General features: G+C 43.7%; 9 protein-coding genes and 1 pseudogene. 1 reads left to right on the top strand and 9 read right to left on the bottom strand.

All coding sequences use genetic code 11. From position 1 onward, the window contains the following. Nucleotides 1-18: 18 nt before the first annotated feature. The 8 genes and pseudogenes from DWX96_RS02255 to DWX96_RS02220 form a co-directional block, all read right to left on the bottom strand. Complete coding sequence (locus DWX96_RS02255; protein WP_118056433.1) at nt 19-2,724, bottom strand: transglutaminase-like domain-containing protein; 2,706 nt, start codon at nt 2,722-2,724, stop codon at nt 19-21. Continuing rightward, on the bottom strand, nt 2,721-3,791 hold the full coding sequence (locus tag DWX96_RS02250) for a DUF58 domain-containing protein (protein WP_118056434.1): 1,071 nt from the start codon (nt 3,789-3,791) through the stop codon (nt 2,721-2,723). The genes DWX96_RS02255 and DWX96_RS02250 overlap by 4 nt, the downstream gene beginning before the upstream one ends. A 3-nt stretch (nt 3,792-3,794) precedes the next feature. Continuing rightward, nucleotides 3,795-4,755: pseudogene (locus tag DWX96_RS02245) on the bottom strand (AAA family ATPase). A 103-nt stretch (nt 4,756-4,858) separates the two neighbouring features. Next, a complete protein-coding gene (locus DWX96_RS02240) occupies nt 4,859-5,410 on the bottom strand; it encodes a phosphatase PAP2 family protein (protein WP_118056435.1) in 552 nt (183 codons plus the stop codon). Nucleotides 5,411-5,612: 202 nt separating this feature from the next. Then, nucleotides 5,613-7,001: a uracil-xanthine permease family protein gene (locus DWX96_RS02235; RefSeq protein ID WP_117946494.1), complete on the bottom strand. Its 1,389-nt coding sequence runs from the start codon at nt 6,999-7,001 to the stop codon at nt 5,613-5,615. A gap of 176 nt (nt 7,002-7,177) precedes the next feature. Then, nucleotides 7,178-7,948, bottom strand: coding sequence for an Mrp/NBP35 family ATP-binding protein (locus DWX96_RS02230; protein WP_242988692.1), 771 nt, complete (start codon nt 7,946-7,948; stop codon nt 7,178-7,180). Between the two features lie 136 nt (nt 7,949-8,084). Further along, nucleotides 8,085-9,173, bottom strand: coding sequence for an S-methyl-5-thioribose-1-phosphate isomerase (gene mtnA, locus DWX96_RS02225; protein WP_118056436.1), 1,089 nt, complete (start codon nt 9,171-9,173; stop codon nt 8,085-8,087). Nucleotides 9,174-9,184: 11 nt separating this feature from the next. Further along, nucleotides 9,185-11,083, bottom strand: coding sequence for an ABC-F family ATP-binding cassette domain-containing protein (locus DWX96_RS02220; protein WP_118056437.1), 1,899 nt, complete (start codon nt 11,081-11,083; stop codon nt 9,185-9,187). A 123-nt stretch (nt 11,084-11,206) separates the two neighbouring features. Between DWX96_RS02220 and DWX96_RS02215 the strand changes: the two genes are divergently transcribed. Further along, complete coding sequence (locus DWX96_RS02215) at nt 11,207-11,560, top strand: cupin domain-containing protein (protein ID WP_022244169.1); 354 nt, start codon at nt 11,207-11,209, stop codon at nt 11,558-11,560. Here the strand turns inward: DWX96_RS02215 and DWX96_RS14485 are convergent. Beyond that, nucleotides 11,557-12,717 (bottom strand): N-acetylmuramoyl-L-alanine amidase, encoded by a 1,161-nt coding sequence (locus DWX96_RS14485; RefSeq protein ID WP_022244168.1) that lies wholly within the window; start codon nt 12,715-12,717, stop codon nt 11,557-11,559. The two genes, DWX96_RS02215 and DWX96_RS14485, sit on opposite strands and share 4 nt — an antisense overlap. Between the last annotated feature and the right edge of the window lie 15 nt (nt 12,718-12,732).

Here is a 12,732-nt window from a genome sequence, read left to right as displayed (position 1 = left end):
CTGGTGCGGCTGTTGTTTTTATTCTTTTAACTTCCGGTAAAGCTTCTGTACAAACTGCATATCCTCTCTGGTAAGTTTCTTATGGCTATACGCTGCCACTTCAAGAATCTGAAGATAACGCTCCTTTTCTTCCATGCTCCAGCCCCCATAATTTAAAAGCTGTTCCCTGAATGCCCGGTCGGATTGTACTTTAGCATTTACAATGCCCTTCCGCCGTAAAATACGATAAATCTGGTTCGAATTCCAACGGATGATACGCTTGTAACTATGTGTTCCCTTCTTCCGTTTTCCTTCTATCTCTCTTAAGTAATACCAGATACCTGCTGCAAGAAGCAGAATGATGATTACCACAGCAATCAAAATGACCTTTAAACGGCTTCCCTTTTGATTCTGTTTTCCTGCCTTATTGCCATCCTGCATGGAATTTTCTGTATTCCGGTTTTCCGTGCCCTGATTTTCCGTATCCGGGTTTTCTGTATCTGGGTTTTCTGTATCCTGACTTTCTGTGTTTTGATTTTTTGTATTCTGATTTTCCGTATTTGGCATTCCGCTGCCAGATAAATCCGACTGACTGTCATCTTTGGAACTGTCCTGATAATCACTTCGCTCCAGCGTAATTAGGTCTGCTGTTCTGCCATCATTCATCCGGATGGTAATGCTGTCACTTTCCTGCTGAATCTCCAGACGGTCAATGCCGGTTTTATTTCCCGGCGTCATCTCCACCGGCACCCAGCCAACACTGTCTATATAAATTTCCGTCCATGCATGTGCCTGATTATCAAGAACCTCTGCCGTATAATTCCCATCACTGTCCTTTTTAAACTCTGATGTACTTACAGCATAGCCGCTGACATACCGTGCCTTAATTCCCATCTGCCGCAGAAGCAGTGTTCCAGCACTGGCAAAATGCTGACAAAAGCCTTCCTTCGTATCAAACAGAAAATGTTCTGTTACATCCTGTCCCCATGGCACATTGTCCAAATCCAGATTATAGTTACACTTCGCCAGTTCCCGTTTCACCAGATAGACTGCATAGATTTCCTTAAAGTTATAAATATTATCATAATAAGTACCATTCTCAGTAAATCGGTTATCTACAAAATCCGAATAATCTCTTTCATACTCCGCTTCCAACTGATTTCCCAGTTCCCGGATTCTTGTGAGATTTTCCGGCACATACGTATATTTTTCCGTATACTCATTATATTTCTTTATAAATGCCCATTCGTCTTCCGGTAATTTGCTGTTAAACCCAGCCAAATCATACCGCCAGCTATTCATATTCTCTATAATTTCATTTACTTCCGATTCGCTCAGTGTCTCATTCCGGTCCACATAAGCACCATCTGTCAAATCTGCTGTAAACAAAGCATTCATATAAAGATGTGACATGCTGTTTCTTATGGTTCCGTCTACTTCCAGAACGTCATTGCCATTCCGGAGCACAGTACGGTCTCCATCCATAAGAACCCCGGCGGGCTGCCGTTCATCCTGATAATAGCTTGCCAACGTATAGTATGGCAGGTATGCATAGGGGTCTTTCTCATCAAAATACTGCACCCGGTAAATGGTATCCCAGTAATAGGTATAATAGCTCTGGGTATATGCCAGAATATTCTGTACCTGTTGTCCCGCGGTCTGTTCCTTAAGACTGCTGTCCACTTCCTGCATGGCAGTCACAAAATCACTGGAATCATAAGTCTTCCAGCTTCCATTTTTGTAATAATCGCCTACATAACCTCTTAAATATACCGTATCATCCGGTATCTGATAAGCAGTCACTTCCATAACCGGCTTGTCCTCAAATTCCGGTGCCATATTGCTGACCCGTCCCGGCTGATGGAAGGAGAAAATATCTTTACCAAAAGGAATTTCTGCCAAAAGATTGGCAGCTGTCATTGCCATTTCTGTTACCATATCCTGCGCAGTTTTTTCAATTTCACTTCTTCTTGCCACCATTTCTTTGGCTTTCGGTTCTGCCACTCTAAATACCAGCGAAGAAACAACTACCGCCACCACCAGAAAAAGGCATACTGCTTTCTGCCTTAGATATTCCAACTGCTTTAATTCCACCCGGCCGGCAGCCCGGTAGCCAAAGCTTCCTGCCGCAGCCAGTGAGAAACAAATCAATGCCCGCTTTGATGGTGCATAGCCCACCGCAAAATCCAGCATTATAAGAAGTAGCGGTGGAATCAACACTCCAGCCAGCCGTTTTCTTACCACCAGAAAATAAATCTGCAGAATAGACAAGATAACTAACAGCCATGCTGTTACTGCTACCACCGGATTTAAATCAAGATACCGTTCAAATCCGGATACAATCTGCACATTATAGTACATATTGATTTTCTGCACTACCAGCCGGATCAGTCCTGCCAGCCCTGGGTAAAGCTCTTTCCGGCTAAGCACCAGTCCCACCAGCAGTTCTCCCACAGGCAGCAGCCACTTGTCCGCCTTCTTAAAATAGGAAAAAGAAAACGTCAATGCTGCCGCAGAAACAGAAACCCATATCAATACAGGCTTTCCAAACCGGTTAGTCAGAAAGATGTCTCCAAATATAAAGAACATGGAAAGCTCCCAAAGTACAGCCAGCAGGCTCTGCATTCCCACACGCATGACCTGCGGCGGCAATGCAATTTTTCCTGCCCGCCGTCCTTTCTGCGAATACCGTATGTTTCCAGTCTTTTTCATAACCGATGCATATGTTTTCTTCTTTTTTCTCATACTCTAATCTCCGCTTTTGCGAAATCTTCTATTTCCGTTCCTGCCACAATAAGTTTTCCTGCAAGGTTCATTTCTATCTTTGTAACTGCTGTCTCACCCCGGTATTTCTCCTGATATAAAAGTGCAATATCCATCTTTTCCCGGCTCTGAACCGCTCCATACAAAAGCAGAATAAAATAATATACCTTCTCTTCCTTATCTACCCTTACCCGGATGAGGTCATGTTCCTTTTCATCATACCATGCGATATAATGAGGGCACTGTTTTTCCACCAGTCCAAAAGAAATCGAAATTACCATTTCAAAAAAGTGGTTTCTCTGCTTCTCCGTCTCTTTCTGCCCTCCGCTGATGTCAAGCAGAATCACCACCGGACAGCCCATCGGCTGGCTGTTTTCCCGCACCATTAATTCCTCTTCTTTTGCAGATAACTTCCAGTGGATATTCTGGATTTTATCTCCCGGCTGAAAGGAACGGATCTGAAATACCTCAGATACGTCATCTCCCCCGGTTTTATCATCATATACTTCCGATTCCCCCTGAAAATACCGGGATGCTAATCCCACCTCTATCATTACCGGCATTATCTTTGGCATAATGGAAAGCCGTTCCTCATAGCGCACATACCTGGTCAGATAGCCGATTCCAAGCAGACCATAAAATCTTACCCGAACCAGCCGGAATGTATAATTTCCACTGCTTTTTGCTGCTACCTCCACGCTCATCCGGCTGCTGCTCTTTGCATCCGCTGCCGCCTGTATGGATAATATTCTTTTTTTCCTGCCAAAAGAATTCCGGTAATCCATCCGGTATACTACCTTCGGCAATGGCAGCCTGCTCCGGTTTTCCGTCACCGCACAGATCATAACGCCTTCTTCCTGCTCTGCCATAACAATCGGAATCTGAATCCGGCATTTTACCCGAAGCATCATATATAAAATATAGCCATAGCCTAAAAACAGCATTACTCCGCAGCAAATCGCCAAAAGCATCAATGCCGGGCTGGTATAAATGATTCCAAGATATCCTAATGCACCAACAATAAGTACAAGTATCAGTCCTGCTGCCATAGGCTACTCTTTTCCCTTAAATGAAGTTGGTTTTGTGGTATCTTCCATAATTTTTTCAAGAACTGCTTCCCCGGACACCCCGGTGACCCGTGCTTTGGTATTTAATACGATTCTATGCTTTGTGACATCATAAAAAACATCCTCTACATCAGCCGGAATCACATAATCTCTCTCATTAAAAAATGCATTGGCACGCACCATTTTCGTCAGTGCCACCATTCCACGCGGACTGACGCCCAGCTCAATATAAGGATTTTTTCTGGTGGCATGAATCAGCGCCCATCATATATTCATAAATTCTGTCATGTATAAAAATATTTTCTACGGTTTCTTTCATTGCCTGCAGCTGCGCCCCTGTCATCACACCTTCTATGCTCTCATAGCTCTGTCCGATGCTCTTTCCTTTGGCAATCTCAATCTCACTTTTCAAATCCGGGTATCCCATGCTCATACAAATCATGAAACGGTCTAACTGGGATTCCGGCAGCATCTGTGTCCCGGCACTTCCCTTCGGATTCTGGGTTGCCATTACAAGAAATGGTTTCGGAACCGGATGACTGATGCCATCTACCGTCACTTTTCCCTCTTCCATAACCTCTAACAGGGCTGACTGGGTCTTTGGAGAAGTACGGTTGATTTCATCTGCCAAAAACAGATTGCACATGACTGCACCCGGATGATAATAAAAGCCGCCCTGCTCCTTATCATACATAGAAAAGCCTAAAATATCTGCCGGCAGTACATCCGGTGTAAACTGTACTCTGTGATTTTCAAGGCACAATGCCCTCGAAAAAGCCAGCGCCAGCGTTGTCTTTCCCACTCCCGGTACATCTTCAATTAAAATATGTCCTCCTGCTAAAATTGCACAGAATGCCTTCCGGATACAATCATCTTTTCCTTTTACGCTTTTTTTGATTTCATTTTGAACCCGCTTTGATAATTCCACCGCCTGCTGTAATTCCATCCTTCTCCTCCTGCTTTCTGTTTTCTGGCTCTTCTCTGTTTTCTGGCTCTTCTCTGTTTTCTATCATTCTCTATTCTTCGCCTCTAGTTCAGAAATGTTTCTCTTACTTCACAAGTTTCTTCTGTCCCTGAATCATTTTTACCAGCCATACCGAAACTAACGCCAGTACGGTTCCAATCACCACTCCTGCCAACACATCCGATGGATAATGCACCCCTACATATAACCGTGAATATGCAATCAGAACAGCTGCAATTAATGCCATTACTCCATATTTTTTAGGAAGCTCTTTCCATAATACAATTGCTGATGCGAAAGAACTTCCGGTATGTCCCGATGGGAAAGAATAATCTGACTGCTTTTCAATTAAAAGTTTCAATCCATCAACCACTTCATAGGGTCTGGTTCTTGCCACCAGATTTTTAAGTATAATATTGTCTACAATTAACGAACCAATTAATGCCAGTGCCGACATATAGCCTATGTTTCTCGTCTTCTTGTCCAACAAAAGCACAATGGTTATCAGAATCCATAAGATTCCAGCATTTCCAAGATTCGTAATATCCTTCATCACGGAAGTCAATGCCGGGAATCGCAGATACTCCTGTATCCATAATAAAATCTGCCCATCTATATGTAATAACTGTTCTAACATGATATGTTCCTCTTCTTTCCGTACGTTTTCATCACTTTTACTGCTGCTTATAGTATACCGTGTTTCCTTTGATTTCGAAACAACTTAATGAAATATTAAAAAACTAAACTCCAGCCATTCCCAAGCAACGCAAAACAGGTCATCCCAGCCCTCACAAGCTGAACATGACCTGTTTCTTTCTACATAAATTGCTTTTTATTACTTACTGAATATCTTCTTCCTGAATCGGATTCATGTCAAGTCCACGGTTGGCATCTGCCTTTGGATCATCTCCGAAATGATAATCTTTACCAGGTAAGATTGCATTTAAGATAATTCCAGCTAAAGCTGCGATTGCAAGTCCGGTTAAGGTAATGCTGGTTCCTGCAATGGTAAAGGTAAGTCCATTGGAAAATCCAAGTCCGCTGACTAAGATTACTGCTGCAATGATTAAGTTACGGGATTTGGTAAAATCAACGTGATTTTCTACTACGTTTCTGACACCGATTGCAGAGATCATACCATAAAGCATGAAGCTGACACCACCGATGATTGCAGATGGCATAGAACCAATGATTTCAGCCATTTTCGGAATAAAGCTTAAGATAACTGCAAATACAGCTGCAATACGGATCACTCTAGGGTCATGCACACGGCTTAATTCCAATACACCGGTATTCTCACCATATGTAGTATTTGCAGGACCACCAACCATACCTGCAAATGCGGTTGCAAGTCCGTCACCGATTAAGGTTCTGTGAAGTCCCGGATCTTCGATGAAGTTCTCACCAACAGTTGCAGAAATTGCAGACATATCTCCGATATGCTCCATCATAGTTGCCAGTGCGATTGGTGCCATAACCAAGATTGCAGTCAGGTTAAATTTGCATAACTGGAATGGAGGAAGTCCTACCCAGCTTGCAGATGCTACTTCGGTAAAGTTTAAGATAGCACTTCCATCCGGATTAGTCAGTCCTGCTGCCTGCATAATCAGTGCTGCTGCATAGGAAATGACAACACCTAAAAGAATCGGGATAATGCGGAACATTCCTTTTCCCCAGATGTTAAAGATAATGATAACTGCCAGTGCAATCAGTGCAAGAATCCAGTTGGTGGATGCATTGTTTACTGCAGATGGTGCAAGGGAAAGGCCGATACAGATGATGATTGGTCCTGTTACAACAGGTGGCAGGAAACGCATTACTTTCTTTACTCCTACGACCTTGATAACAAGTGCAAGAATCAGATATAAAGCTCCTGCAACAACAATACCACCACAGGCATATGGAAGCTTCTCTCCCATGGTCATGTCTGCAAAGACTCCGGTATCCAACTGTGCAATCGTAGAAAATCCTCCTAAGAATGCAAAGGATGAACCTAAGAATGCAGGTACTTTTAATTTGGTACAAAGGTGGAAGAATAAAGTTCCAAGACCGGCACAGATTAAAGTAACCTGTACGGAAAGGCCTTCTCCCTCAAAATAGCTGTTCACCAGAATCGGCACAAGAATGGTTGCGCCAAACATTGCGAACATGTGCTGAAGTCCTAACAACAGCATCTTCGGAACACCAAGTGTCCGTGCGTCGCGAATTGCGTCTTTTCGTTCGTTCATAACGAAAGCTCCTCCTTAAAATATAATGTGTGATATCCGTGGAATTTTATTTTCCACTTCTGCGGTGCTTTTCATGCATTTTTCTGTTGCTATGCTGCATCCGCTTTAACTACGGGAAACATATTTTCCCGCATAAAACAGGTAACCCACCGAAATGGCAGATTACCTGTTATTATCTAAATTTGTTCCAACGTCTCAATTGCTTTGGCAATATATGGGTTGTCCATAGTATAAAATTGTCCTGCATCGGCAGCTTTTGCATATGCCGGATCCAATGGAAGTTTTCCAAGAACGGACAAATCAAGGTCTGCTGCGATTTCATCAATATGGCTTTCTCCAAATAAGGAAATCTCTTTTCCACAATCCGGACATTTTAAATAGCTGTAATTTTCAACGATTCCAAGGACAGGAACATTCATCATCCCTGCCATGTTATATGCTTTCTTTACAATCATCTGAACCAGTTCCTGCGGAGAAGTTACGATAATGATTCCTTCTACCGGAAGAGACTGGAATACAGTCAGTGGAACATCTCCGGTTCCCGGTGGCATATCTACGAAAAGGTAATCAATGTCACCCCATACCACGTCACTCCAGAACTGCTTTACTACGCCGGCAACGACTGGTCCACGCCATACAACCGGTGTTTCTTCTGTATCAACCAATAAATTTACAGACATAATCCTGGTTCCGTCTTCTGCCACTGCCGGAAGAATCTCTTTTCCATCTCCGACTGCTTTTCCGTGAATTCCATACATCTTTGGAATGGATGGTCCGGTAATGTCGGCATCCATAATACCTACTTCATAACCTTTCTTACGCATAGCGGCTGCCATGGATGCTGTGACAAAAGATTTTCCAACACCACCTTTACCGCTGACTACGCCGATTACATGCTTTATGGATGAATGTGCATTCATTGGCTCTTTCTGAAACTTTATTGCCATTTCTATTCCCTCTTTTCGCTAAACAGGCGGTGTACGTGATCGACACCGCCTATATTTTTATTAAAACCTCATTATTACTATCATACCTTACTGATAGATACTTTTCAAGATATCAGTTTGCACAAAAATTGATACCTTATGCATTTCTCTTCGAAAGGATTTCTTTTAAGCTCTCCGTATATGGCTCTCTTGCGATTCCATACTCTGTTACAATTCCGCTTATTAAATCGTGATCTGTCACATCAAATGCCGGATTGTATACTTTGACGCCTTCCGGTGCCATCCGCTCCTGATACCACATTTCCGTCACTTCCTCTGCCGGACGCTCTTCAATGCAGATGTCATCTCCGGTTGCTGTATTTAAGTCAATGGTAGAGGTCGGTGCACAGACATAAAAAGGTACATGATACCGCTTTGCTACCGTTGCCACAACGGAGGTTCCGATTTTATTTGCGGTGTCTCCATTGGCTGCCACCCGGTCGCAGCCTACAAATACTGCCTGTACCAGTCCCTGTTTCATGACGGTGCCAGACATATTATCACAAATCAGGGTCACATCCACCCCTGCTGCATGCAGTTCAAAAGAAGTAAGTCTCGCCCCCTGCAAAAGAGGTCTTGTCTCATCTGCAAATACATGAAAATGATAACCTCTTTCTTCCCCCAGATAAATCGGTGCTGTAGCAGTCCCATATTTACTGGTGGCAAGCTGTCCGGCATTGCAATGGGTCAAAATGCCATCACCCGGCTTCACCAGTGTCAGCCCGTGTTCTCCGATACTTTTGCAGACCCGGATATCTTCTTCCTGAATCTCAAGGGCTTCTTTATGAAGCAATTCTTTTATCTCTGCAACCGGCTTATTTTTATTTGCAATGCAGACCCTCTCCATCCGGTTTAGTGCCCAGGAGAGATTGACTGCGGTCGGACGGGAAGAATTCAAATATTCTTTCTGTTTCTGAAAAGCTTCATAAAAGACTTCATAATCCTCTGTTTCAATTTCTTTTGCCAGAAGATAAATGCCAAAGCCTGCTGCTACACCAATTGCCGGTGCGCCACGGACTTTTAATAAATAAATGGCATCCCAGATTTCCTGTGCACTCTTTAACCGGATTAGTTCTATCGTTCCCGGCAGCTTTGTCTGGTCGATGATTTCAATGGCATTCTCTGCATCTAAGAGTGTAACCGTTGCATAATCCATAATATTCTTACTGTTTTTTTCCTTCTCCATAGCCTTATCTCCTACCTGTCCTGAGCCTTTATTCTGGCATTCAGTTCTTCTAAATACTCCCAGCGTTCCATCTTATGCTCTAATTCATCTTCCACTTTTATCTTCTCCTGGGTCAGCTCATTTAATTTTACAAAATCACTGGCAAAGCTTCCCATCTTCTCATCCAGTTCTTCTAACTTTGCTTCCAAAGCTGCAATATCGTCCTCGACGGTCTCATAATCCTTCTGCTCCTGCCAGGTAAATTTCAACTTCCTGCCGCTCTTCCAGGTCGCCTTGGAATCCTTCTTTTCGGCATTCTCTGTGGCATCTGCGTTTTCCGTCTGGTCTGCTTTCTTCCCGGAAGTCTCTGTGCCTGCATTTCCCACTGCTGTCTCATCCTCCGGCCGCTTGGCAAGATAATCCGTATAACCGCCCTCATACTGTCTTATGTTTCCCTGTTCAAATGCAAAAATCCGCTTTGCGATACGGTCAAGGAAATACCGGTCATGGGATACTGTAATGACGATTCCATCATAATTATCAAGATAATCCTCTAAGATTGCCAGTGTGGTAATATCAAGATCATTGGTCGGCTCGTCTAAAATCAGTACATTCGGTGCTTCCATCAATACACGAAGCAGATTCAGTCTCCGCTTTTCTCCACCGGAAAGTTTTCCGATAACGCCATACTGTTCTTCCGGTGGGAATAAGAAACGCTCCAACATGGCTGATGCGGATACCAGTCCATCCTCTGTCCGGACATATTCTGCAGTATTGCGGATATATTCAATAACCTTTAAAGACGGATCCATATAGGCAACTCCCGCCGATGCATCCTTTTCAATCTCCTGGGAATAATAGCCTATCTTTATGGTCTGTCCGATAACCAGTTCTCCGGCATCCGGCTCTACCCTGCCATCGATAATCTTCATCAAAGTGGTCTTACCGCATCCATTATGTCCCACAAATCCGACTCTGTCATTCTTAAGAAAGATATAGGAAAAATCCTCAATCAGCTTTTTTTCTCCATAGGATTTACTGATATGATGAAGCTCTACCGTCGTCTTTCCCATACGGCTGGAAACCGAACTCAATTCCACCTGCTTATCAAACTGTGGTCCCGCCTGGTCTCTAAGATTCTCATAACGTTTGATATGGGCTTTCTGCTTGGTAGACCTTGCCCTTGCGCCCCGCTGCATCCAGGCGATCTCCTTGCGAAGGATGGACTGCCGCTTCCGTTCCCCGGCAACTGCCATATCCATGCGCTCCTGCTTCAGATTCAGATAACCGGAATAATTTTCCTGATAACTGTAAATGGAGCCTTTATCAATTTCTGCAATACGGTTACATACGCTGTCCAGAAAATACCGGTCATGGGTTACCATAATCAGTGTTCCCTTAAAGCCCTTTAAGTATCCTTCCAGCCACTCTGCCATATCTGCATCCAGGTGGTTGGTAGGCTCGTCTAACAGCAGAATATCGCAGGGTGTTAAAAGTACTGCCACAAGAGCCAGACGTTTTCTTTCTCCACCGGATAAGTTTTTCGTCTTTTCTTCAAAATTATATACGCCAAGTCTTGTGAGCATGGATTTTGCCTTGCTCTCTAAATTCCACATCTGATAATCTTCCCCGGAAGCATCTGCCTGATTTTTCCGGTGTGCCGCTACCAGTACACTTTCTAAAACAGTCTCTTCTTCTCCAAATTCCGGCATCTGCGGAAGATAGCGGATTACCGCATGATTTGCCTTGGTGATTTCTCCAGCATCCGGTTCCTCTAAGCCTGCCAGCATTTTCAGTAAAGTGGATTTTCCGGTTCCGTTAATTCCCACAATTCCGACTTTCTCTCCTTCCTGCAAATAAAAGGAGGTATTGGAAAATAACTTTCTTCCGGTAAATGTCTTGGTTATATTCTCTGCTGATAATAAATTCATAAAGGTCTCCTGTATTTCTTTTTCATTCTTATTGGCAATAATTTTCTATCACAATACATATTTACATTTGACTGCTCACTGACTATACTGTAATGCATAGCACAACTATTCAGGAGGTAATATATGTATCATAGAGCATCTGAATTAAAACATATTTTTAACGAAAATATGAAAGGCGGAACCGGCACTGTTGAGATTATCCGTTCCGTCAATCCTATAGACTATGAAAGCCCAGCCAAGATGATTGCAAAACTCATCTTAAGACCGGGCTGTTCTCTCGGAAAGCATATGCATGAAGGGGAAGAAGAAATCATCACCATTCTCTCCGGTCATGCAGCCTATGACGATAACGGAACCATCGTTGCTTTAGAAGCCGGTGATACCTGCGTCTGCAAAAGCGGAGAGTCCCACAGCATTGCAAATGCTTCTCCAAAAGAAGATCTCATTCTCTTTGCTGTCATTAATTATCTTGCCTAATTACCGGCAAAATAAGCATCAATCCCATTGGCGATTCCCTGTGCAATCTGAGTCTGATAAGAGTCCGTTGCCATATTGGAATCTTCGGTGGGATTTGTCATATATCCCATTTCAACAATTGTTACCGGTACGGTACTCCAGTTAATTCCACTCATGGTATCCGTCTCCCACACATATTCCTTCTTTGCACCGGTCTGCGCACACAGACTATCCAGTATATTCTGGGAAAGAGAACGGCTCTGGCTGTAAAAGCTTCCTACATACGGATTGGACGCCGTCTGGCAGATTGTCATAGCCCCATTGGCTCCGCTGTTGGTAGATCCGTTGGCATGTATACGGACAAATGCTTCTGCTCCCGCATTGGTTGCAATGGCTGCCCGCTCGCTGTTACTGAGATTCACATCATTGGTTTCTCTTGTCATGACTACGGTATAACCTCTTGCAACCAGTTCATCCCGCAATTTTAAGCTGACGGATAAATTAAGCTGATACTCTGTCTGTCCGGTTGCAACGCCGGATGTTCCTCCGGTTACTCTTGCCTTGGTCTCAGAAGATCCCGGTGCTACCGGCTCCGGTGTACTGTCTCCTCTGCTCTGATGTCCCGGGTCAATGCAGATGACATGTCCACCGCTTCCGGATGTAATTCCGGTTCCCGCACTTCCAGTCAATGCTACCGGCTCCTGCGGCTTCTCTGTGGTCAGATAATCGGATGCTATATAATAAGTTCCTTCATCCAATGAAACCTGGCTCCAGCTTCCATCATTTGCAGTGCGGGTAAGTTCTTTTCCCGCAGATAATTTCTTATAAACCTCTGCATCGGTAGAAGGTTCTACCCTCACATTGACTCTTGTTGTCGTATAAACAGTCTCTTCTGCATAAACTACCGTATCCGGATTCAATACTGCCGGAACATGCTCTGTTTCCGTCTCTGTTTCTGTTTCCGTATCTACAACTTCTTCGGTGTCAATTACATTTTCTGTTGTTGGTACCTCTGTATTTGTTAATGTTTCTTCGGTATTCACATTCGCAACTGTATCGTCTTTTTTATCCTTCCCGCAAGCGGTCAGAAATACCAGACACATAACAAGCAACAGGCATACGGTAACTGCCGAGTGCCTGCTGCCCTTATGGAATGTGCTTCTTTCTGATGTTCTCATAGATTCCCTCACATT

The sequence above is a fragment of the Roseburia sp. AF22-2LB genome, from assembly GCF_003461125.1.
GTDB classification, from domain to species: Bacteria; Bacillota; Clostridia; order Lachnospirales; family Lachnospiraceae; genus Roseburia_C; species Roseburia_C amylophila.
The sequence above is the reverse complement of the archived record's forward strand: the minus strand, read 5'-3'. Positions and strand labels throughout refer to the sequence as shown.